The organism is Bacillus sp. BS3(2021), from assembly GCF_021043345.1.
Taxonomy (GTDB): Bacteria; Bacillota; Bacilli; order Bacillales; family Bacillaceae; genus Bacillus; species Bacillus paralicheniformis.
This window is the reverse complement of the sequence record NZ_JAJNDM010000008.1, coordinates 26179-46959: the sequence shown is the minus strand read 5'-3', so window position 1 is coordinate 46959 and position 20781 is coordinate 26179. Positions and strand designations below refer to the sequence as shown.

The following is a 20781-nucleotide window of genomic DNA, read 5'->3' as shown; positions in this document are numbered from 1 at the left end:
CGCTTTGAAAAAATTTATCGCTTATCAAATTTTGATCGCACTCGCCATTGGAGCAGTGATCGGACACTTTTTCCCTGATTTCGGAATGGCGCTGCGCCCCGTCGGAGACGGATTTATCCGCTTGATTAAAATGATCGTCGTTCCGATCGTTTTTTCTACAATCGTCATCGGAGCGGCCGGAAGCGGAAGCATGAAAAAAATGGGCAGTCTGGGCATCAAGACGATTATTTGGTTTGAAGTGATTACGACGTTCGTGCTCGGACTCGGGCTGCTTTTGGCTAATGTGCTAAAGCCCGGCGTCGGCCTTGACCTCTCCCATTTGGCCAAAAAAGATATCGGCGAGCTCTCAGGCTACACGGAAAAAGTGGTCGATCTTAAACAAATGATCCTCGATATTATTCCTACCAACATCGTTGACGTCATGGCCAGAAATGATTTGCTTGCCGTGATCTTCTTTGCGATATTGTTCGGCGTCGCAGCTGCCGGGATCGGCAAAGCCTCAGAGCCTGTCATGAAATTTTTTGAGTCTGTTGCCAATATCATGTTCAAACTGACGCAGATGGTTATGGTTACAGCCCCTATCGGCGTGCTTGCTCTTATGGCCGCATCCGTCGGGCAATACGGCATCGAACTCCTGCTTCCTATGTTAAAATTAGTCGGCACTGTTTTTCTCGGACTGTTTCTCGTTCTTTTTGTTTTATTTCCGATTGTCGGTCTTATTTTTAAAATTAAATACTTCGAAGTCCTGAAAATGATTTGGGATTTGTTTCTGATCGCGTTCTCCACTACGAGCACAGAAACAGTCTTGCCGCAGCTGATGGACCGCATGGAGAAATACGGCTGCCCAAAACGGGTCGTTTCCTTTGTGGTTCCTTCAGGCTTATCGCTGAATTGTGACGGCTCCAGCCTATATTTATCTGTCGCTTGTATCTTTTTGGCGCAGGCTTTCAATATAGACATGAGCATTTCACAGCAATTGCTCATGATGCTCGTGCTAGTGATGACAAGCAAAGGGATCGCCGCCGTTCCATCTGGCTCGCTCGTCGTCCTTCTGGCTACCGCCAACGCAGTCGGCCTTCCCGCTGAAGGAGTCGCGATTATCGCGGGAGTGGACCGCGTGATGGACATGGCGCGAACAGGCGTGAACGTGCCGGGTCATGCTGTCGCCTGCATCGTTGTTTCAAAATGGGAAAAAAGCTTCCGGTATAATAAGCGTTTTGTACTTGAAAAACAATACCGGATGGAAAGCTTGTAAACAGCAAAAGCTCAAGCCGATGAACGGTTTGAGCTTTTCTTTACGAGCTTTTCATCCACGGCATTTTTTGAATTTTGCGGTAGGCCCTACCGTTGATATAGAAGAAGTAGGAAGTTTTTCCGCTCGCTTTAATAAGGCGCTTCGCCAGCCGGCCGATTTCCTTTTGACCCGCGACCTTATCGTCTGATAAATAAACACCCAGAAGACCTCTGTTGATCAAACGGTGAAAGTTTTCGTGCGGAATCCCGCGCAAATGTTCATCCGCCATTTCGATGAAATATTCGAGCCTTTCCATCATATCTGAATGTGATGGGTAATACGTGCAGAAATTCAAATCTCCGCCGATTAAGTCTTCCTCCTGGTCAATTAAATAATCGAGCAGGATGTGCAGTCCCTGTATGTACGGAAAATAGCTGTCGCGGATCTTTCCGGCCATCGATTCAGTAAAATCGGAACGGACGGAATACGATACGAGGCAGAAGATGCCGAGCGTTGAACCCGCACAGGCTGAGAACTCGTACCATTCCATTTTCGGCAAGGCCGATCTATAATTCTCAAACCACGCTTCGAGCCGGGGGACACGCTCATGCTCCACAACGTGTTTATGAACTTGCAGATCGCAGTAATAGCTGCAAAGCTCAAGCAGGTGCTGCTTGATCAGATCATAGTTCTCAATTTCCGCAAGCACGTCTTGGCACGTTTTCACTAAGTCGTGCAAATAGCCTTGATCATCCTGGTCTTCCCTGAACCGGTAATAGTTCTTCAATTCAGCCCCGACGGTCAGCGCGTCTTTCATTGACTGATGAAGCATGGAAAAATCATCCGGGTCAAGCGAGGTGCTCCGGTCGCATAGATTGTCGAGATAGTCGCTTATCGTCTGATACGCCGTAATAAACCGGATCGACTGCTCGATTTTATCGCCTGAAAGGAGGGCCATAATGCCGCCGCCTTCACAGTGAAAGGTTTTATCCCTGATGCTGGCTTTCGCCTGAGTTTTCAGCTCGGGATTTTGAATCGTTTCAGCTTTTCGTTTCCACTTGTCCAACTCCTGATGAACAAGGGGAAAAACTTCTCTGTATACTTTAGCCATTAATCCAAAAGGATGCTCCGGTACTGCCAAAGAATGCACCTCCATTATGTCATATACTGTTCCGCAAACGCTCTGGCCGCTTTAAAAACGTCTTCCCGCTCAGGCTCATTAAAAATTTCGTGGTATAAGCCCTCCCATTCCCTGTACGTCTTATTGTGAGAAGCAAGCTCGTTAAACCACTTGACGACCATTTTTTTGTCGACAAGCCAGTCTGTGCCCGCCTGCATGACAAAGAGCGGGATGTTGAGAAAGGCGTCCGTCGGCTCCATCGCGCTTTTCAACGCTTTTAACATTTCTTGATACCATCTGACAGAAACTTTTGTGATATATAATGAATCGTTGATGTCCATTTCGATGACTTCTTTGTTTCTCGTCGCTTTATCAGGCGTGATCCCGGATTCAAACCGCATGGACGGAGCCAAAACGTTGAGCCCTTTGGAAATCCAGTCCAAAAATTTGTTCGGCTTTAATTGCAGCCCGAGACAAGGGGATGATAAAATGAGACCGGCAATGCCGCTTTGCTGCTGCTTAAACCACTCGATCGCGATCAGGCCGCCCATGCTGTGCCCGAGCATAAATACAGGCAGTTCAAATGCTTTCGCCCTGGCGACCCATTTGTCCACTTCATCAATATATTCTTGAAACGAGCGTATATGTCCTCTTTCTCTTGTCGAAGTTCCCTGTCCGGGCAAATCCCCCATGACGACATTAAACCCGGATGAACGCCACATTTCGGACAGCCATTTATACCGCCCGTGATGCTCACATGCACCGTGAATGATGACGATTGAAGCAACAGGTCTTTCCGCTTCCATGCACCACATGCTGACCACCTCACACAATTTTATAAATGAAAGGATGAAACCAATGATCTACCCTTATAAAAAAACGGAACCCGTTATTCATGAAACGGCGTTTATCGCCGACAACGCGGTCATCACCGGAGATGTAACAATCGGAGAGCAATCAAGCATCTGGTTCTCTTCGGTTATCCGCGGCGATGTCGCCCCGGTCAGGATCGGAAAAGGCGTGAACATTCAAGACCTTTCCTGCCTGCACCAAAGCCCTGAGCGCCCTCTTGTGATTGAAGACGGTGTGACGGTAGGCCATCAGGTTACACTGCACAGCTCCGTGATACGAAAGCATGCCCTTATCGGAATGGGGTCGGTTATTCTTGACGAAGCGGAAGTCGGGGAAGGCGCTTTTATCGGGGCAGGCAGTCTTGTCCCGCCTGGCAAAAAGATCCCGGCCGGGCACCTCGCATTCGGCAGGCCCGCTAAAGTCATCCGCCCGTTAACCGACAAGGATAAACAGGAAATGGAAAGAATTCGCAAAGAATATATTGAAAAAGGACAATACTACAAATCCTTGCAAAAAAAAGATTAGCTTTGCTACAACTTTACCATTTTTCCACCGATAATTTAAGCAATAACCTTTTCGGCCGCACGCGTCTGCGGCTTTTTTCTTTTCCGAAATCTTTACAAATACTTATCATTTGCTAAACATTCATTTTTTACAATAAACATGAAGCAGCCATTCATGTAAAGGGGGTTATGACATTTGAATAAACTGATGGTCGGCATCTACAACTTTGAATGCCGGGTCTTCCTCGGTATGAACAGCTTATTTCACCAAAAAGCACTAAACCGTTACTTTCGTTCCTCAACACATCTGGGAGGGGCATTCTGCACGATTTCCGCATGCCTGTCTCTCTTGCTGTTCGGATCCGGAAGTGTTCGTACAGCGGGGATCGCCAGCGCCATTGCACTTTTGGTCAGCCACCTTCAAGTCATGCTGATCAAAAAGCTGTATCCAAGAAAGCGGCCGTATTTAACGCTAAAGGAAACACAGGTTTTGCAAAATCCGCTCAAGGATCATTCTTTTCCATCCGGCCATACGACCGCGGCATTTTCCGTCATTACACCGCTAATGATATTCTTTCCGATACTCGCGCTTTTATTAATTCCGGTAGGCATCAGTGTGGGACTCTCCAGAATTTATCTCGGTCTTCATTATCCTTCGGATGTTCTGGCAGGCACGGCCCTCGGGATATCAGTCGGAACTTTGTCGGCGATGGTTTTCTAAGCCGGCCGTTTCTTCCAAAGCGTCACTGATTTTTTACATCACAAACAGGAGGGGAAACGATGAAAATTGCGATATTTACGGACACTTTTACACCGGATGTGAACGGATGCGCCAGAACGCTGAAAAGGTATACGGATTATCTTGAAAAAAACGGGATGTCCTATAAAGTATTTGCGCCGGAAAGCACGCATGAAACACAATTTTCGAGCCGCATCCGCCGTTTTACGAGCATGCCGTTCTTCTTATACCCCGAGTGCAGAATCGCTCTTCCTAATCTCATCAAAATGAAATCAGAACTCCGCGAATTCAATCCCGATCTCATTCACATCGCGACTCCTTTTAATATCGGCCTGGCAGGGCTCAAGCTTGCGAAGAAATGGAACATCCCTGTCGTAGGCTCTTACCATACCGATTTTGACCAGTACCTTTCATATTATGATCTTCAAATGTTTTCCAAACTATTATGGAAATATATGCACTGGTTTCATAAAGATTTTCGAAAAATTTTTGTCCCTTCGCGCGAAACGTTTATGCAGCTCAAAGCCAAACAATTCAGGAACCTCTCCATCTGGAAGCGCGGCGTGGACTGCTCGCTGTTCAGTCCGGCGCATCAAACCGAACACATCCGCAAGCGATACGGCATAAAGGAAACCTATATCCTCAGCTATGTCGGAAGGCTTGCACCTGAGAAAGATTTGGAGACGCTGCTCAAGATCGCAAGTCACCCCAATTTGAAAGATGGCGTCCATTGGCTGATCGCGGGAGACGGCCCGTTAAAAAAAGAGCTTGAGAAGCGGGCTCCCCTCAATATGACTTTTGCCGGCTATGTCAAAGGAGAAGAGCTGGCAAGCATTTATGCAAGCTCAGATTTGTTCGTCTTTCCTTCTCCGACGGAAACCTTCGGAAATTCCGCGCTTGAAGCGCTCGCCTGCGGGACGCCTGTTATCGGGGCAGATTCCGGCGGCCTGAAAGACTTTATACAAAACGGAAGAAACGGTTTTCTTTCCGAACCTGGAAATCCGGATGCATTCACCGAAAATATATTGCGCGTCCTCTCCAATGTGCCGTTAAAAAAACGGATGTCATACGATGCGAGAAGCTATGCCCTTACCCAGTCGTGGGAAGTGATTTTTGACAATCTCTTCTCCGAATGTGAACGTGTGCTAGCAGATTTATCAGCTGAAAAACCGGCATAAAAAAAGAAGGTTTTCGATTAACGAAAACCTTCTTTTTTGACTTAAACGATAATGACTTCTTTTGGCTGATGGTTCAGTTCTTCCGGTACAAAGCGCTTTTCAACGAAAATGCTGTGCCAGATCATAAAGATGAGAACCGTCCAGATTTTACGGCTGTTATCCGCTTTGTTGGCGCAGTGGTCTTCAAGAAGCTGAAGCACGTAATCTTTATGGATATATGCGTCTGTCTCGCTCTCTTTAATGATGTTCACGGCCCAGTCATGCATTTCGTTTTTCAGCCAGTGGCGGATCGGCACAGGGAACCCTAGCTTTTTGCGGTTTAAGACATGATCTGGAACGATGCCTTCCGCCGCTTTTCTAAGCAGATATTTTGTCGTGCCGTTTTTCGTTTTCAGCTCTTCCGGAATTTTGGAAGCCGCTTCAAATACGACTTTGTCCAAAAACGGAACGCGGAGTTCCAGTGAATTGGCCATCGTCATTTTGTCGGCTTTCAGCAAAATGTCACCGCGCATCCATGTGTGGATATCGACATACTGCATTTTGTTAATTTCGCTGTAGGACTTGCTTTCTTCAAAATATGGCTTTGTCACGTCACAGTAAGAGAGGTTGCTGTCATACTGGCGAAGAAGTTTTGATTTCATGCCTTCTTCAAAAATCTTTGCGTTGCCGATATATCTCTCTTCAAGAGGTGTACAGCCCCTCATTAAAAAGCTTTTCCCTTTCATTCCTTCCGGCATCGCTGAAGCTACGTGCAGAAGCATCTTTTTCAGCGGGGACGGAATTCGTTCAAACGGCTTTAATGAAAGCGGCTCCCGGTAAATATTGTAACCGCCGAACAGCTCATCTGCTCCTTCTCCGGACAAAACAACCGTAACTTGCTTCTTCGCTTCCTTCGCGACAAAATACAAAGGAATTGCAGCAGGGTCTGCCAACGGATCATCCAGATGCCAGACGATCTTTGGAAGCTCGTTCATATATTCTTCAGGGGAAATGATCGCGCTGAAGTTCTCCACGCCGACCCTATCAGCGGTTTCTTTCGCAACGTCAACTTCGCTGAAGCCTTCATGTTCAAAGCCGACAGAGAACGTTTTTAAGTTGGGATGAAATTGCTTTGCCACCGACACGATAAAAGAAGAGTCGATGCCTCCGGAAAGGAAGGAACCTACAGGTACATCGCTTCGCATATGGACTTTTACGGAATCAAAGATCGCGTCTCTTACTTCCTGAACAAGCTTGTCTTCTTCGGTCTGAACAGGCTTGAATTGAACTTTCCAGTATGTTTTAAATTGAATATCCTCGCCCGGGCGGACAGTAAACTGATGGCCCGGTTCTACTTTTTGCACCTTTTTGTCAAGCGTCTCAGGCTCTGGTACAAATTGGAATGACGTATACTGCTGAAGCGCTTTTTCATTCAATTCCAAATCGGCATCAACAGCCATCAGGCTCTTTCTTTCTGACGCAAAATAAACATGGCCGTCCGTTTTCGTAAAATAGAGCGGCTTAATGCCGAACGGATCGCGCGCTCCGTATAGGAGCTGTTCTTTTTTATCCCAGATTAAAAAAGCAAACATTCCGCGCAGCTTGGAAGCAGCTTCCTGTTTGTAGTGGCGGTAAGTCGCAAGCAAAACTTCCGTATCTGAATCGGTTTTGAACTCGTATCCTTTTGAAATAAGTTCGTCTTTCAGTTCTATATAGTTATAGATTTCTCCATTAAAAATAATCCAATAGGAATCATCTTCATAAGACAGAGGCTGTCCTCCGTTTTCCACATCGATGATGCTGAGCCTTCTAAATCCGAAGCCTACATGCTCATCATGATAGTACCCATCATCGTCCGGACCGCGGTGTACAATCATTTCATTCATTTGTTTAATCAGTTCTTCCTGGGCTGCTGTCTCGGATGATGGGCGATGATTGAATACCCCTACAAATCCACACATAGTATTGCCTCCGATTTTTTAAATTTCGTGCAGAAATCAAAGTCTGCTTCTTGATTAGACAAGTGTTTAAAGAAAAACGTTTCACATCCGCCCGCTTTTTGCCATCGAAAAACAAAGCCGCTTATGAAAGCGGCTATGCAGTTGTTATTCTCCTAATGCATCTTTCTTCAGCTGATCTGCTTTGTCTGTGCGCTCCCAAGGCAGATCGAGGTCGAGGCGGCCGAAATGTCCGTAAGCTGCCGTTTGTTTGTAAATCGGACGGCGAAGATCGAGCATTTTAATAATGCCGGCAGGTCTTAGATCAAAGTTTTTGCGAACCACTTCGATCAATGTTTCTTCACTGGCTTTGCCTGTACCGAATGTATCGATTGAAATGGATACCGGCTGTGCGACACCGATCGCGTAGGCAAGCTGCACTTCACAGGAATCAGCAAGGCCTGCGGCGACGATATTTTTCGCTACATATCTCGCAGCATAAGCTGCAGATCTATCAACCTTTGTCGCATCCTTACCGGAAAACGCTCCGCCGCCGTGACGGGCATATCCGCCATAGGTGTCAACGATGATTTTGCGTCCTGTTAAACCGGCATCCCCCTGCGGTCCTCCGATAACAAAACGGCCCGTAGGATTAATGAAGTACTTCGTGTTTTCATCGATCAGCTCTTTTGGCACTACCGGGTTGATGACATGCTCTTTCAGATTGCGCTGAATTTGTTCAAGCGAAATCTCAGGGTGATGCTGAGTCGAAATGACAATTGTATCGATGCGAATCGGCTTGTTGTTCTCATCATACTCAACAGTTACCTGTGTCTTTCCGTCCGGACGAAGATACGGCAGAATTTCCTCTTTGCGGACTTCTGTCAAACGGCGAGACAATTTATGAGCAAGCGAAATCGGCAGAGGCATAAGTTCCTTTGTTTCGTTGCAGGCAAAACCGAACATTAAACCTTGGTCTCCGGCTCCGATCGCTTCAATTTCAGCGTCGCTCATTGCTCCTTCACGCGCTTCAAGCGCCTGGTCGACTCCCATTGCAATATCTGGCGACTGTTCATCTATAGACGTTAAGACCGCGCAAGTTTCGGCATCAAAACCGTATTTTGCACGTGTGTAGCCAATTTCTTTAATCGTTTCGCGGACTGTTTTCGGAATATCGACGTAAGTGGACGTCGTGATTTCACCGCTTACCAGCACCAATCCGGTTGTCACAGATGTTTCACAGGCAACGCGGGCATTCGGATCTTTCTTTAAAATTTCGTCTAATATACTATCCGAAATCTGGTCGCAAATTTTGTCCGGATGTCCCTCCGTAACTGACTCTGATGTAAATAACCGACGGTTTTTGCTCATTTATGTTTCCTCCTGTATATGAAGATCAGCCGTGATCTTAAGTATGATACGGATCTCGTCCCTCTTGATTATATGACGATACTCGGGCTTCATACGCTCTCGTTTTGAAACAATTTCCATATGCTATTCTTGACGAGATTCTAAGTCAAAATTCCTCTTAATAGAATTTTTCCTGACTGGCTGCCCGGCTAGACCTTTCACGTCCTGTGAAAAACGCCCAGTACCTTCCTCCTGCTTGATACTCGGCTAAAACCTTTCACGTCCTGTGAAAAACGCCCAGTACCTTCCTCCTGAAGGCAGTTTTTTTAGCAATTTTTGGATCTCGATTTATGCAATAAAAAAACCTTTTCCTATTCGCTGAGGAAAGGGTCTGGTATTGCGTGCCTTTCACTCTTATCGCTCAAGGTATTGAACACCTTGCATCAGGTTAGCACCGTAGTTGTCTCAGAAACTGTTTTTTTCCATTAATAAGAGAAACCGGTTGCTGGGTTTCATTGGGCCTGTCCCTCCACCAGCTCGGGATAAGAGTATCCGCTCAATGAAATATCTTATCTTAAAATGGCTTGTTATGTCAATATCGGCCGCAATAAATTTAAACTTGTCTTTCGAGAAAAAACCCGAACGAAAAATGAAGAAACGGTATAGACTATAAGAGTAAATGTGTTATACTAATTCTACATTAATGTTATACACATTAAAAAACACGCAAAGGAAGGTTTTTTATGAATTCTGTAGATTTAACAACTGACTTACAAACGTTATTAATGGGCGAAAACGTTCAGCTGAACTTATCCGTTCCCCTTTTGGTTGAAAAAGTCCTTGAACGCAAAGAAGGAGTCTTAACATCTTCCGGAGCCGTGCGGGCTACAACCGGTACATACACCGGCCGCTCGCCAAAAGACAAATTCATTGTGGAAGAAGCGAGCACAAAGGACAAAATCGATTGGGGCGCAGTAAACCAGCCGATTTCAGAAGCCGCCTTTGACCGGCTGTACACAAAAGTGCTCAGCTATTTAAAGGAACGCGATGAATTGTATGTATTTGAAGGGTTTGCAGGAGCAGACGAAAAATACCGGCTTCCGATTACAGTTGTCAACGAGTTCGCCTGGCACAACCTGTTTGCAAGACAGTTGTTCATCAGACCTGAAGAACATGATAAAAAACCTGAAGAACAGCCGTTTACGATTCTTTCCGCTCCGCATTTCAAAGCCGATCCGCTCATTGACGGGACCAGATCTGAAACATTTATCATCGTGTCGTTTGAAAAGCGTACGATTTTAATCGGAGGCACCGAATATGCCGGCGAGATGAAAAAATCGATTTTTTCTATTATGAATTATCTTCTTCCTGAACAAAACATTTTACCGATGCACTGTTCGGCAAACATTGGCGAGGAAGGCGGAACAGCTCTCTTCTTCGGATTGTCAGGCACAGGCAAAACGACGCTTTCCGCCGATCCGAAACGGAAGCTGATCGGTGACGACGAACACGGCTGGTCCAGCACAGGCGTTTTCAACATTGAAGGAGGCTGCTACGCCAAGTGCATTAACTTAAGCAAAGAAAAAGAACCGCAGATTTACAATGCGATCCGCTTCGGTTCCGTTCTTGAAAATGTCGTGGTTGACGGCAAAACCGGGGAGCCGGACTATTCCGACGCATTCTATACGGAAAACACGAGAGCGGCTTACCCGATTGATGCGATTGACAACATCGTCAAGCCGAGCATCGCAGCACACCCGCAGACCATTGTATTTCTGACGGCAGATGCTTTCGGCGTGCTTCCTCCGATCAGCAAGTTAACGAAAGAACAAGCCATGTATCATTTCCTGAGCGGATATACAAGCAAGCTCGCCGGCACCGAACGCGGGATCACCGCTCCTGAAGCCACATTCTCGACCTGCTTCGGTTCCCCGTTCCTTCCGCTCCCTGCACATGTGTACGCTGAAATGCTCGGAAGAAAAATCGATGAACACGGCGTCAGCGTCTTTCTCGTCAATACAGGCTGGACCGGCGGCGGATACGGAACAGGGGAAAGAATGAGCCTCGCTTATACGAGAGCGATGGTTCAGGCTGCGATAGAAGGAGAACTGGATAACGCCGAAATGAAGACTGACCGCATTTTCGGACTTCATTCACCGGTCCATGTTCCGGGTGTGCCTGATCAAGTGCTTGACCCGGCTAAAACTTGGACAGATGAAAACGAATACGAGGAAAAAGCGATCCACTTGGCGAATGCATTCAAAAAGAATTTCAAAAAATTCTCTAATACCGAAAACATTGAAAAAGCCGGAGGACCGCTCGTATAACTCAACCCGCTTGCAGCAGCGCAGGTATTCTGCGCTGCTGCAGTTTATTAAAAATCCGCTTCGCCTGTCAGCGGCCGATGCCATTTTCTGGACAATGATTAAAACGACAATCAAGCACGGCCTGTGATAAAACGCTTCCAATTCGCGGCTGTTATTATTTGAAAATACAGACTTTTTTTATTTTTAACAAAAGAAATCTTTCATATGATAATATGATAAAAACATTTGTATATATCAGGAGGACACATCTATGAAATTTGGATTACTGCCGAGAATTATGACGGCAATTGTTCTTGGTGTTATCGTCGGAAGCTTTGCTCCGCTTTGGTTTGTCAAAACAGCCGCTACTTTCAATGATATTTTTGGAAACTTCATTAAATTCGTCATTCCTTTTATTATTATCGCTTTTATTATTCCCGGCATCGGACAAATCGGCCGCGGCGCCGGAAAAATCCTTGGCATTACAGCAGGTATCGCCTACACGTCAACCATTTTTGCCGGCCTCCTGGCGTACCTTGTCGGATCAAATCTTCTCCCCGCGATCATTTCCGGCCATCAGCTGCAGGAATTTAAAAATCCGGAAGAAGTTTTGCAAGCAGGATTTTTCACCATTGAAATGACGCCGTTTATGAGCGTGATGAGCGCACTGATTTTTGCTTTCATCATGGGAATCGGAATCGCTTATCTGCCCGGAAAAACATTAAAAAACGCATTCGATGAATTTCAAACGATCGTTGAAAAGCTGATATCATATATTATTATTCCGTTACTGCCTGTTCATATTTTCGGTATTTTCACCAATATGACGTTCGGCGGTCAGGTGCAGACAATCTTATCCGTATTTGCTAAAGTTTTCGTGATGATTATCGTGCTTCACCTCGTCATACTTTTGATTCAGTACTCCGTTGCGGGCGCTGCAAACGGCAGAAATCCGCTGTCGCTGTTGAAAATCGTGGCGCCGGCATACTTCACTGCGCTCGGCACACAATCGTCAGCGGCAACGATTCCCGTCACGTTGAGACAAGTCAGAAAAACGGGAGCAAGCCAAAAAGTGGCTGACTTCGCCGTTCCGCTCCTGGCCAATATTCATTTGTCAGGTAGCACGATTACACTGACGAGCTGTGCAATGGGCGTAATGATTCTAAACGGTCAAACACCGACTTTTTCGATCATGATGCCGTTCATTTTAATGCTTGGCGTCACAATGGTCGCAGCGCCCGGTGCCCCGGGGGGTGCCGTTATGGCCGCGGCCGGACTGCTGCAGTCGATGCTCGGCTTTAATGAAACCAGCGTATCATTGATGATCGCACTTTACCTTGCTCAGGACAGCTTGGGTACAGCAACGAACGTGACAGGAGACGGCGCTCTCACCATGCTGATTCACAGGCTGACTTCCAAAAAAGGAATCGGAAAAGAGGAAGATGTGCCTGCATAATACAGAAAAGCCAAGGACGCTATCCGCGCCTTGGCTTTTTTTAATTCGTCGAATTTAATGATACGAGCCTGTATGTTAAATGAGTCCGTCCGTCTGACCATTCAAGGCGCTCCGCCTGCGCGGTGCCGGTAATGTCGCCCCGCTTAGTCTTTCTGACTTCAAGCGGCACATGAAGAGGGTAAACCCGATAACCTTCTTTTTCAAGTGTAAACACATTTTCCTCAACCCGTGTTTCTTTTCCTTTTGTCACAATCATTGTATTAAATTCAACTGGCATTCCCACCTAAAGTCCCCCTCCTTTTCTCTTTTCTTTTAGTTTACCATAACTTGTCCAAGGCCGGCTTTTCATCCATTGAGACAATTCTCTTACAATCCGCCTATTTTCCCGCGGAGGAAAATAGTGGGTATATCGACTGAAATACCACGTATCCACAGACTTGTTTCTTTGCAGAAGTTCGCGTTCTAGACGCCGCGCATGCTCGATGGAGACATTTTCATCGTTTGCTCCGTGGATCAAAAGCACGGGCGCTTCGATCTTCTCCAGCTCGTCAAAAGGCGTCCTCCATTCGTACGCTTCAGGAACCTTTTCAGGCGTCCCGCCGATGACCCGCTTCATCATCCGCCGCAAATCTTTGCGTTCGCGATAGGTCATAACCATATCGCTGACACCGCCCCAAGACACAAACGAAGCTGCAGCTTCTTTCATTTCGATTGCCGTTAAGATACCCATGATCCCGCCGCGGGAAAAGCCAAAAATGTGTACGCGTCCATCTTTTACCAGGTCATGCTTCTGCAGAAGACGAAAAGCGGCAAAAGCATCTTCCCGGTCATCACCCGCAAAGTCTTCATCGCCTTCTCCTCCTTGATTGCCTCTGTAAAACGGAGCAAGAACGACAAAGCCCTGTGAAGCGAACTGGACGATTCGGCCTGGTCTGACCATTCCGACGTTTTTAATTCCGCCGCGCAAATACAAAAATCCGTCATAATGTCCGGGAGCGGCCGGTTCCGCCAAGAGCCCCTTAACCTTGAGTCCTTGTGAAAGGTATGTGACGGAAAACAGACGCACCTTTTTGTTCGGCGATGGAAACCTTCTTTTTTCTAACCACATTCGTCACGTCACCTCTTTTTTAATCCGCAGCTGCCCCTCACACCTGTTTAGTATATAACATAAACTATTTTATGCCGAAAATAACCGAAATCAAAGGAGGGAAATCGGTTTGAAGCGTTTCTTTTTTACCATATTATCCTTCATTATGATGCTGTTTATCCTCGCTTCATGCGGCGGTCAAAAGCCCGAAAAGATCCGTCTCGCGGAAGTGACCCGTTCCGTTTTCTATACGCCTTTATATATCGCCTTGTCTGAAGGTTTGTTTAAAGAAGAAGGCCTTGATGTTGAACTGAAAACGACATGGGGTGGAGATAAAACGATGACTGCCCTTCTGTCAAACGGTGCCGATATTGCGCTTGTCGGCTCGGAAACGTCAATATACGTGAATGCCCAGGGCGCAAGCGATCCGGTGATTAATTTTGCACAGCTTACCCAGACGGACGGAACATTCCTCGTCGCCAGGAACGATGCGGGGCATTTCAGCTGGGATGATTTGAAAAACAAAACGTTCCTTGGCCAGCGCAAAGGCGGAATGCCGCAGATGGCGGGCGAATTTGTCCTGAAACAGAAAGGCATTGATCCCAAAAAGGATGTGGACCTGATCCAAACGATTGATTTCGCGAATATCGCAAACAGCTTTGCATCTGGTACAGGCGATTATGTTCAATTATTTGAACCCCAGGCCTCCATTTTTGAAAGAGAAGGCATCGGCCGCATTGTCGCCTCCTTCGGAAAAGAATCGGGCCGAATTCCATATACGACATTCATGGCTAAACAAAGCTACTTAACAAAAAACGAAGAAGCGGTCGAAAAGTTCACCCGCGCGGTTTACAAAGCGCAGCAGTGGGTAGAGAAGCACTCTGCAAAAGAAGCTGCCGAAAGCATTCAAGATTATTTTAAAGATACCGAGCTTTCAATCATTGAATCTTCAATCGAACGGTATAAACAACAACGGTCTTTTGCCCTTGAGCCTGTTTTGGCTGAAAAAGAATGGAACCAGCTTCAAACCATCATGGATGAAGCCGGCGAGCTGCCGAAGCGCACCCCTCATCAAGAGCTGGTCAATACAAGGATCGCCGAAAAGGTCACAAAAAATCACTAGGAGGTGGCCGCAGTGTCTTTTTTGCAAGTTCAGGATGTCACACATACTTACTTTTCATTAAAGGAAAAAACAGCAGCGCTGGAAAACGTCAGCATTGAAGTCGAAAAGGGCGAATTTGTTTCGTTTCTCGGCCCAAGCGGATGCGGCAAAACAACACTTTTATCGATCATCGCCGGCATCGTTTCCCCCACGGAAGGACGCATCTTGGTGGAAGGGCGCACGCCTGACGAAGAGGATCGGCACATCGGTTATATGCTCCAGCAGGATTATTTATTTCCCTGGAAAACCATTGAGGAAAACGTCTTAATCGGTTTGCATATTTCCAAAAAATTCGGACCGGAAACAAAGGAGACCGCTCTCGGCCTGCTGAAAAAATTCGGGCTTTACGAGGTTGAAAAAAAGTATCCAAAAGAGCTCTCAGGCGGTATGAGACAAAGGGCGGCGCTTGCCCGCACACTCGCTGTCGACCCCGATATCCTCCTGCTTGATGAACCTTTTTCAGCCCTTGACTATCAGACAAAACTAAACCTCGAAGATTTGGTGTTCAACACGTTAAAGACGTATCAAAAAACAGCGGTGCTCGTGACTCATGATATCGGTGAAGCGATCGCGATGAGCGATCGGATATTGCTATTTTCAAAGCAGCCGGGCACCATCCATAAAACATTTGCCGTTCCTGAAGCGATCAGGAAGCTGACACCGTTTGAAGCGAGACAGGAACCGGAATTTCAGCCCCTCTTTCAGAACATATGGAAGGAGCTCAATGACCTTGAATAACAAACATCTGAAATCAAAAATTGACTTCCTTCATGAGGATTTTTTAAAGGAGCAGCAAGCCGAAAAAAGGCGGGTCCGCTTTTATCAAATCGTGATTTTCATCGTTTTCTTTTCACTGTGGGAAACCGCAAGCCGTCTGGCGTGGATCGATCCGCTGATCTTCAGCTCTCCTTCAGCCGTCTGGGCGCTTTTCCTCGAAAAGATGGGAGACGGATCATTGCCGGGGCATATCGGTGTCACCGTATTTGAAACCATCCTCGGCTTTCTGGCCGGAACATTGCTTGGAACTTTTCTGGCCGCCCTCCTATGGTGGTTCCCGAGGCTCTCCAAAATATTGGATCCGTATCTTGTCGTCTTAAATGCGATGCCGAAAGTGGCGCTAGGCCCCATTCTCATCGTGGCGATCGGCCCCAGCTTGACGAGTATTATTGCAATGGGCGCCATCATCAGCGTTATCATTACGACAATCGTCGTCTACACGTCCTTTCAAGAAATCGATGAAAACTATTTAAAAGTCATGAAAACATTCGGTGCAACGAAACGCGAGATTTTCAAAGAAGTCATTCTGCCCGCTTCCATTCCGACAATCATATCTACACTGAAGGTCAATGTCGGCTTAAGCTGGGTCGGCGTCATCGTAGGAGAATTTTTAGTGTCGGCTCAAGGCCTCGGCTATATGATCATCTACGGTTTTCAAGTCTTTAATTTCAACCTCGTCATGCTGAGCCTCCTGATCATCGCCGTCTTTGCAACATTGATGTATCAGGGTGTCGAGCTGTTGGAAAGAAAGTGGATGAAAGGCAGAGTATAACATGAAAAAACCCTGCAAATGCAGGGCTTTTTATTTGATGATGCCGGCCTTTTTCAGCTTTTCAAGACTGATCGTCAGGACGGAATCTTTCATTATAAAACTGTAATTTCTGTTTTTAGCGATATCTTTCGGGAGGCTCTTCAGCAAAACAGGGCCATTTGTCTCATAGTATGTCTGCTGTTTTTCGATCTTTTCGATATCGGCAAAATAAATATTTTTGACGATCACTTTCTCTCTGCCAAGAACTTTATATTGTCCGAGATAGGTCAGCTTTCTTACGACAGCGCCTGTTTCTTCCTTTACTTCCCGCAAAGCCGCTTCCTCAGCATTTTCGCTTGGTTCGACTTTGCCGCCTGGGAATTCACGGCCCCTGTCTTTATGATTTGTCAACAGCCATTGATCTTCGTAACGGCAGATCACCCATACATGCTTTGGTTCTTTTGAAAAAGGTTCCTTTTCAAAAGAAAGCTGAACCGTATTACGGTAAAAATCTTTAAATTCGTACATCCTAATCCCTCTTATCCGTTTCCTTGCTTCTTCCACTCATCATATCATATATTGGTTCTTTCGGTAGAGTTTTTGTCCAGTTCAGCTCAGTAATTTTATCGTTCCCTCGGGAACTTCAGTGTCCATTTCTGAGTGAGAAGGCGGCAAGGCTGGGTAACTCCGTGCTTGATGGTGCTTCGTTTAATCTGCTGAATTGAGTTCGGCAAGGCCGTTTTCACTGATAAACGACTTGGTTTCTTCATTGCCCAGACGGTAAAGCATCGAGTAAATGTCTTTGCGCAGTTCGTCCATTTTGTCATTTGCACTGTCATAATGGTATTCGACTGCCGGCACGTGAGCTCTGAAAAAGTTTATCCAGTCTTCTGAATACAGCTGATCAAAATATTCCCTTAATATAATGATGTCATCATCTGTCGCTGAAATTTGAAATTCCCACGGGGAAGCGTCTGAGCTCTGTGAAATCATTCCATCTTGCACCGAAACATAGTATGTCCTTTTTTCCAAAGCCAATCATCCTTTTTCGTGTTAGTATGACCAGTTATGTTAAAATGTTACGGCTTTCCCCGGAGTTTTTCCTTTATGGTATTTAAAATATCCAATAACATCTGCGGCACGGGGATTCCTAACGAATGAGCCGTGCTTATGATTTGAAACGCTTCATATAAAATATAAAACATAATAGAAAAATCGCGGATCGAACTGCCTGTTTGCAGCATCTGATCAAAAAGGTGGGCAACGGATATAAGAAAGAGCGTCACCAATTTTTTCGCCAGCCTTGTAAACAGCCTCTTCATTGTAAAGCGATCTTCCACACATTCGTTCAAGCTTTTGCTGACAAATTCAATTCCCATGAGCGTTATTAAGATCATAAATAAATATTCGATTCGGCCAAACAAAAATCCGATGGCTGATAAACCGATTGTAAAGAGCGAAAAGATGCTTAAGTCCTTAAACATATGCTTCAACATCCTTTCAAAAAAGACTTTTCATAGCTTATCCTATGAAAAAAGACTTTGAAAGGCTTGGATGAATTGTTTGACAATTTCTAAAAAAGGCTTTAAAAAGAACGAAAATAAAAAAAGCTCAGGCATTGCCCGAGCTATTCTTACCCTAAGTAGGCTTTCAGCATCCAGTTGTGTTTTTCGATCGATTGATGAATCGCGAGCAGCATGTCTCCCGTCGTTTCATCATTGACTTCATCGGCAAGCTCCATTCCGCTTTTCAGCTCCTCAGCCACCGTTAAAAAGTCATTATAAATATTTTGCACCATTTGTTCAGCAGACTCGCTTCCGTCCGCTTCTTTAATCGCGGACATTTCCAGGCATTCCTTCATCGTTCCGACCGGGGAGCCCTGTATAGCCAAAAGGCGTTCAGCCAAATCATCGATATGCTCTGCAGCTTCTGTGTAAAGTTCCTCAAATTTTTCATGCAGCGTAAAGAAATCTTTCCCTTTCACATACCAATGATAATTATGTAGCTTTACATATAGAACGGTCCAGTTTGCGACTTGTTTGTTGACGGTTGCTTTCAATTTTTCAGACATAAGGTCGTCCTCCTTTTCGTTTACTTTTGATTTACCCGTTTAGCTTGTGCAGGAAACATTTCTTTTACTCTTTATCATGATTTTCTTTGCCTGATATGGTAAACTGTTGGAAAAAGCTATTCGGAGGTAAGTGATGATCCTCTTTTGGATTATTGTAGGAATTCTGATTACAGGCGCCGTTCTGGCCGTATCGCTTGTCACAACATCAAAAGCTTATGACTACAAGCATGAAGTCGATCCCCTTCCGTCGCGGGAAGAAGAACAGCCTCATCAGTGATGGTGGGCTTCTTCTTTTTCATCTTCTTCAGTCACATCCGTTGCTTTCCCTACCTTAATGTCTGCAACCGGCATTGTATGCTGTTTTTTCGCCGTGACATGGACTTGAACTTTGTAATGGCCATCTTCAGGAAACGCTTTTTCAATGCTGTATACGCCTTTTCCTTCATTCTTCGCTTTGATTAGCTCGCTATCTTCCTTGCTCCCGGCCTTCCAGCATTCAAACTCCACATCATCGGCATCTGCAACAGGCTCGTCCCCATAGCTCACGGTCGCTTTTATGACAGCCTTTTCATTTTTGGCCGCCGCTTCTGGAGCCGCCAGTTTTGCCGTCAGCACTTTGGGCTCCTCATCCGATGCCGCCTGCTTGTCCCCCTGGCTGCAGGCTGAAAGACCGACAGCTAAACATAAGAGAATAAACCATTTTCCCAAACGCATCCTATCACCCTTTTTCTATGATATGTATTACAATATAAAGTGTAGCAAAGTTCAGGGATATATGGCATTATTTTCTTTGTGAACAAAAAATGAAAACCGGCTCTTTTCTGAGCCGGTTTTTTTCAAACGTTTTATCCAAACACTTTGAGCAGATCTTCTTTATTTTGCGAAAGCCAAAAACGCATCATGCGCTTTGCGCCCTCTAGATCGTGAAGCTTTGCCTGGCCGCACTGTTTTTCGTTAGCCGCCGGAATTTCAGTCACTTCAACGGCTTCTTTGAACGTATCCTCAAGCAAATCAACGATTTCTTCCACTTTCGGTTCACCGCTCACCACCAGGTAATAGCCTGTTTGGCAGCCCATCGGCGAAATGTCGATAATATCAAAGTGGTCATATTTTTCCGCATACGTGCGGATCGTAAATGCAAGAAGATGCTCCAAAGTATGAATTGTATCAGGTTTCATCGCCTGCTTATTCGGCTGGCAAAAACGGATATCAAACTTGTTGACGACGCCGTCCGATCCCACTTTATGGACGCCGCAGTGTCTGACGTAAGGCGCTTTTACTGCATTATGGTCAAGTTCAAAACTTTCAACTGAAGGCATGGTTCCTCTCTCCCCTCTAATCGGTCTTTTTGTATTATATCATACTTTACCGATAAGTTTTCAGGTCAATGCTTTTCCTTTTTATGAGTTTTTTGCTTATATTATAATAAGGTCAAAACAAAAAAGGTGCGAAAAACATGAAAACCTTATTCCTGCTGCTCATCCGCTTTTATCAAAAATGGATATCACCGGCTCTTCCGCCGACATGCCGTTTTTATCCGACATGCTCCAATTACGGCCGTGAAGCGATCGAAAAGCACGGCGCATTTAAAGGCGGATGGCTCACCATTAAGCGGATTCTGAAATGCCATCCGTTCCATCCCGGCGGGATAGATCCCGTTCCGGAAAAAAAGCAAAAGGATTAACGCTCTTCCGGATATCCGTTGACAATAAGATCCAGTCTGCCTGTTTCCGGATTGATGACAAGTCCGTGAACAGGTACTTCCTCCGGCATCAGCGGATGGTTTCGAATCACGCTTACACTATCCCTGACGCTGTCCTCTACAGAATCAAAGCTTTTCAGCCATTGTTCAAAATCGACGCCGGAGTACTCAAGCGTCTCAATCCGTTCTTTTGGAATGCCTCGCTTAACGACTTTATCCAAAAAGCTGTCGCAGCTCAGCTTGCTCATTCCGCAGTCATGGTGGCCGATCACGCATACTTCATCAGCGTTCAGTTCGTATACCGCAACGAGAATGCTCCGCATAATACTCCCGAAAGGATGAGCCACGAGTGCACCCGCGCTCTTAACGATCTTCACGTCCCCGTTCCGCATATTCATGGCATGAGGAAGCAGCTCGACAAGCCTTGTGTCCATGCAAGACAGAATCACCATTCTCTTATCGGGAAACTTGCTTGTTTGGTATTTTTGATAGTCCTGCCGCTCAACAAACTGTTGATTGAACTGTAGAATGTTCTCCAAAAGTTTCATGGCTCATTTCCTTTCTAAACGCTTTTTAT

General features: G+C 45.8%; 24 protein-coding genes and 1 riboswitch. Of the genes, 11 read left to right on the top strand and 13 right to left on the bottom strand.

What is annotated here, in order from left to right; genetic code table 11:
• Window positions 1–4: 4 nt before the first annotated feature.
• Window positions 5–1255 carry a glutamate-aspartate/proton symporter GltP gene (gltP, locus tag LQ247_RS17175; protein ID WP_023855832.1) on the top strand — a complete coding sequence of 417 codons (1251 nt, stop codon included), beginning with the start codon at window positions 5–7 and terminating at the stop codon, window positions 1253–1255.
• Between the two features lie 40 nt (window positions 1256–1295).
• Here the strand turns inward: gltP and LQ247_RS17170 are convergent, their stop codons facing one another.
• Window positions 1296–2375 carry a tetraprenyl-beta-curcumene synthase family protein gene (locus LQ247_RS17170; RefSeq protein ID WP_020452664.1) on the bottom strand — a complete coding sequence of 360 codons (1080 nt, stop codon included), beginning with the start codon at window positions 2373–2375 and terminating at the stop codon, window positions 1296–1298.
• A 14-nt stretch (window positions 2376–2389) separates the two neighbouring features.
• Window positions 2390–3169 (bottom strand): alpha/beta hydrolase, encoded by a 780-nt coding sequence (locus LQ247_RS17165; protein WP_020452665.1) that lies wholly within the window; start codon window positions 3167–3169, stop codon window positions 2390–2392.
• Window positions 3170–3212: 43 nt separating this feature from the next.
• Between LQ247_RS17165 and LQ247_RS17160 the strand changes: the two genes are divergently transcribed.
• The 3 genes from LQ247_RS17160 to LQ247_RS17150 all read left to right on the top strand — a co-directional run bounded on the left by LQ247_RS17160 (window position 3213) and on the right by LQ247_RS17150 (window position 5626).
• Window positions 3213–3731, top strand: coding sequence for a gamma carbonic anhydrase (locus LQ247_RS17160; RefSeq protein WP_020452666.1), 519 nt, complete (start codon window positions 3213–3215; stop codon window positions 3729–3731).
• Between the two features lie 174 nt (window positions 3732–3905).
• Window positions 3906–4430: a phosphatase PAP2 family protein gene (locus LQ247_RS17155; protein WP_043054442.1), complete on the top strand. Its 525-nt coding sequence runs from the start codon at window positions 3906–3908 to the stop codon at window positions 4428–4430.
• 59 nt (window positions 4431–4489) lie between these two features.
• A complete protein-coding gene (locus LQ247_RS17150; protein WP_023855829.1) occupies window positions 4490–5626 on the top strand; it encodes a glycosyltransferase family 4 protein in 1137 nt (378 codons plus the stop codon).
• A 41-nt stretch (window positions 5627–5667) separates the two neighbouring features.
• On the opposite strand, the gene asnB is transcribed toward LQ247_RS17150, so the two are convergent.
• Window positions 5668–7566: an asparagine synthase (glutamine-hydrolyzing) gene (gene asnB / locus LQ247_RS17145; RefSeq protein ID WP_023855828.1), complete on the bottom strand. Its 1899-nt coding sequence runs from the start codon at window positions 7564–7566 to the stop codon at window positions 5668–5670.
• A gap of 144 nt (window positions 7567–7710) precedes the next feature.
• Window positions 7711–8913: a methionine adenosyltransferase gene (gene metK, locus LQ247_RS17140; RefSeq protein WP_003184586.1), complete on the bottom strand. Its 1203-nt coding sequence runs from the start codon at window positions 8911–8913 to the stop codon at window positions 7711–7713.
• Between the two features lie 390 nt (window positions 8914–9303).
• Window positions 9304–9441, bottom strand: a riboswitch (SAM riboswitch).
• A 194-nt stretch (window positions 9442–9635) separates the two neighbouring features.
• Here metK and pckA point away from each other — a divergent pair.
• Window positions 9636–11219 (top strand): phosphoenolpyruvate carboxykinase (ATP), encoded by a 1584-nt coding sequence (gene pckA / locus LQ247_RS17135; protein ID WP_025810968.1) that lies wholly within the window; start codon window positions 9636–9638, stop codon window positions 11217–11219.
• Window positions 11220–11469: 250 nt separating this feature from the next.
• Window positions 11470–12654, top strand: a complete 1185-nt coding sequence (locus LQ247_RS17130) for a dicarboxylate/amino acid:cation symporter (protein ID WP_020452671.1) — start codon at window positions 11470–11472, stop codon at window positions 12652–12654.
• 40 nt (window positions 12655–12694) lie between these two features.
• On the opposite strand, the gene LQ247_RS17125 is transcribed toward LQ247_RS17130, so the two are convergent.
• Together LQ247_RS17125 and LQ247_RS17120 are read right to left on the bottom strand one after the other, a co-directional pair.
• Window positions 12695–12937: a DUF2584 domain-containing protein gene (locus tag LQ247_RS17125; protein WP_009329422.1), complete on the bottom strand. Its 243-nt coding sequence runs from the start codon at window positions 12935–12937 to the stop codon at window positions 12695–12697.
• A complete protein-coding gene (locus LQ247_RS17120) occupies window positions 12938–13762 on the bottom strand; it encodes an alpha/beta hydrolase family protein (protein ID WP_020452673.1) in 825 nt (274 codons plus the stop codon).
• A gap of 145 nt (window positions 13763–13907) precedes the next feature.
• On the opposite strand from LQ247_RS17120, the gene LQ247_RS17115 reads away from it, so the two are divergent.
• The 3 genes from LQ247_RS17115 to LQ247_RS17105 are packed head-to-tail and all read left to right on the top strand — an operon-like array spanning window position 13908 to window position 16452.
• Window positions 13908–14864 carry an ABC transporter substrate-binding protein gene (locus LQ247_RS17115; RefSeq protein ID WP_231006360.1) on the top strand — a complete coding sequence of 319 codons (957 nt, stop codon included), beginning with the start codon at window positions 13908–13910 and terminating at the stop codon, window positions 14862–14864.
• Between the two features lie 12 nt (window positions 14865–14876).
• On the top strand, window positions 14877–15641 hold the full coding sequence (locus tag LQ247_RS17110) for an ABC transporter ATP-binding protein (RefSeq protein ID WP_020452675.1): 765 nt from the start codon (window positions 14877–14879) through the stop codon (window positions 15639–15641).
• A complete protein-coding gene (locus tag LQ247_RS17105) occupies window positions 15628–16452 on the top strand; it encodes an ABC transporter permease (protein ID WP_031304951.1) in 825 nt (274 codons plus the stop codon). Before LQ247_RS17110 ends, LQ247_RS17105 begins: the two co-directional genes overlap by 14 nt.
• Window positions 16453–16482: 30 nt before the next feature.
• On the opposite strand, the gene ytkD is transcribed toward LQ247_RS17105, so the two are convergent.
• The 4 genes from ytkD to LQ247_RS17085 form a co-directional block, all read right to left on the bottom strand.
• Window positions 16483–16959, bottom strand: a complete 477-nt coding sequence (gene ytkD / locus LQ247_RS17100) for an RNA deprotection pyrophosphohydrolase (protein ID WP_020452677.1) — start codon at window positions 16957–16959, stop codon at window positions 16483–16485.
• A gap of 180 nt (window positions 16960–17139) precedes the next feature.
• A complete protein-coding gene (locus LQ247_RS17095) occupies window positions 17140–17463 on the bottom strand; it encodes a hypothetical protein (protein WP_020452678.1) in 324 nt (107 codons plus the stop codon).
• A 47-nt stretch (window positions 17464–17510) separates the two neighbouring features.
• Window positions 17511–17915 carry a phage holin family protein gene (locus tag LQ247_RS17090; RefSeq protein ID WP_020452679.1) on the bottom strand — a complete coding sequence of 135 codons (405 nt, stop codon included), beginning with the start codon at window positions 17913–17915 and terminating at the stop codon, window positions 17511–17513.
• A gap of 149 nt (window positions 17916–18064) precedes the next feature.
• Window positions 18065–18502 (bottom strand): Dps family protein, encoded by a 438-nt coding sequence (locus LQ247_RS17085; RefSeq protein ID WP_003184609.1) that lies wholly within the window; start codon window positions 18500–18502, stop codon window positions 18065–18067.
• 133 nt (window positions 18503–18635) lie between these two features.
• On the opposite strand from LQ247_RS17085, the gene ytzI reads away from it, so the two are divergent.
• On the top strand, window positions 18636–18779 hold the full coding sequence (ytzI, locus tag LQ247_RS17080) for a YtzI protein (RefSeq protein WP_020452680.1): 144 nt from the start codon (window positions 18636–18638) through the stop codon (window positions 18777–18779).
• On the opposite strand, the gene LQ247_RS17075 is transcribed toward ytzI, so the two are convergent.
• Complete coding sequence (locus tag LQ247_RS17075; protein WP_026579028.1) at window positions 18773–19216, bottom strand: FixH family protein; 444 nt, start codon at window positions 19214–19216, stop codon at window positions 18773–18775. The two genes, ytzI and LQ247_RS17075, sit on opposite strands and share 7 nt — an antisense overlap.
• Before the next feature lie 131 nt (window positions 19217–19347).
• On the bottom strand, window positions 19348–19821 hold the full coding sequence (locus tag LQ247_RS17070) for an S-ribosylhomocysteine lyase (protein ID WP_020452682.1): 474 nt from the start codon (window positions 19819–19821) through the stop codon (window positions 19348–19350).
• A 137-nt stretch (window positions 19822–19958) separates the two neighbouring features.
• On the opposite strand from LQ247_RS17070, the gene yidD reads away from it, so the two are divergent.
• On the top strand, window positions 19959–20186 hold the full coding sequence (gene yidD / locus LQ247_RS17065) for a membrane protein insertion efficiency factor YidD (RefSeq protein WP_075751863.1): 228 nt from the start codon (window positions 19959–19961) through the stop codon (window positions 20184–20186).
• Here the strand turns inward: yidD and LQ247_RS17060 are convergent.
• Window positions 20183–20752, bottom strand: coding sequence for a beta-class carbonic anhydrase (locus tag LQ247_RS17060; RefSeq protein ID WP_020452684.1), 570 nt, complete (start codon window positions 20750–20752; stop codon window positions 20183–20185). The genes yidD and LQ247_RS17060 overlap by 4 nt on opposite strands.
• Between the last annotated feature and the right edge of the window lie 29 nt (window positions 20753–20781).

Bases quoted from the DNA above. Each gene is read 5' to 3' on its own strand.
- LQ247_RS17165 (WP_020452665.1), bottom strand. From the start codon at position 3,169: ATGTGGTGCATGGAAGCGGAAAGACCTGTTGCTTCAATCGTCATCATT.
- LQ247_RS17160 (WP_020452666.1), top strand. From the start codon at position 3,213: ATGATCTACCCTTATAAAAAAACGGAACCCGTTATTCATGAAACGGCG.
- LQ247_RS17150 (WP_023855829.1), top strand. From the start codon at position 4,490: ATGAAAATTGCGATATTTACGGACACTTTTACACCGGATGTGAACGGA.
- asnB (WP_023855828.1), bottom strand. From the start codon at position 7,566: ATGTGTGGATTTGTAGGGGTATTCAATCATCGCCCATCATCCGAGACA.
- metK (WP_003184586.1), bottom strand. From the start codon at position 8,913: ATGAGCAAAAACCGTCGGTTATTTACATCAGAGTCAGTTACGGAGGGA.
- pckA (WP_025810968.1), top strand. From the start codon at position 9,636: ATGAATTCTGTAGATTTAACAACTGACTTACAAACGTTATTAATGGGC.
- LQ247_RS17130 (WP_020452671.1), top strand. From the start codon at position 11,470: ATGAAATTTGGATTACTGCCGAGAATTATGACGGCAATTGTTCTTGGT.
- LQ247_RS17120 (WP_020452673.1), bottom strand. From the start codon at position 13,762: ATGTGGTTAGAAAAAAGAAGGTTTCCATCGCCGAACAAAAAGGTGCGT.
- LQ247_RS17115 (WP_231006360.1), top strand. From the start codon at position 13,908: ATGATGCTGTTTATCCTCGCTTCATGCGGCGGTCAAAAGCCCGAAAAG.
- LQ247_RS17105 (WP_031304951.1), top strand. From the start codon at position 15,628: ATGACCTTGAATAACAAACATCTGAAATCAAAAATTGACTTCCTTCAT.
- ytkD (WP_020452677.1), bottom strand. From the start codon at position 16,959: ATGTACGAATTTAAAGATTTTTACCGTAATACGGTTCAGCTTTCTTTT.
- LQ247_RS17090 (WP_020452679.1), bottom strand. From the start codon at position 17,915: ATGTTTAAGGACTTAAGCATCTTTTCGCTCTTTACAATCGGTTTATCA.
- LQ247_RS17085 (WP_003184609.1), bottom strand. From the start codon at position 18,502: ATGTCTGAAAAATTGAAAGCAACCGTCAACAAACAAGTCGCAAACTGG.
- ytzI (WP_020452680.1), top strand. From the start codon at position 18,636: ATGATCCTCTTTTGGATTATTGTAGGAATTCTGATTACAGGCGCCGTT.
- LQ247_RS17075 (WP_026579028.1), bottom strand. From the start codon at position 19,216: ATGCGTTTGGGAAAATGGTTTATTCTCTTATGTTTAGCTGTCGGTCTT.
- LQ247_RS17070 (WP_020452682.1), bottom strand. From the start codon at position 19,821: ATGCCTTCAGTTGAAAGTTTTGAACTTGACCATAATGCAGTAAAAGCG.
- yidD (WP_075751863.1), top strand. From the start codon at position 19,959: ATGAAAACCTTATTCCTGCTGCTCATCCGCTTTTATCAAAAATGGATA.
- LQ247_RS17060 (WP_020452684.1), bottom strand. From the start codon at position 20,752: ATGAAACTTTTGGAGAACATTCTACAGTTCAATCAACAGTTTGTTGAG.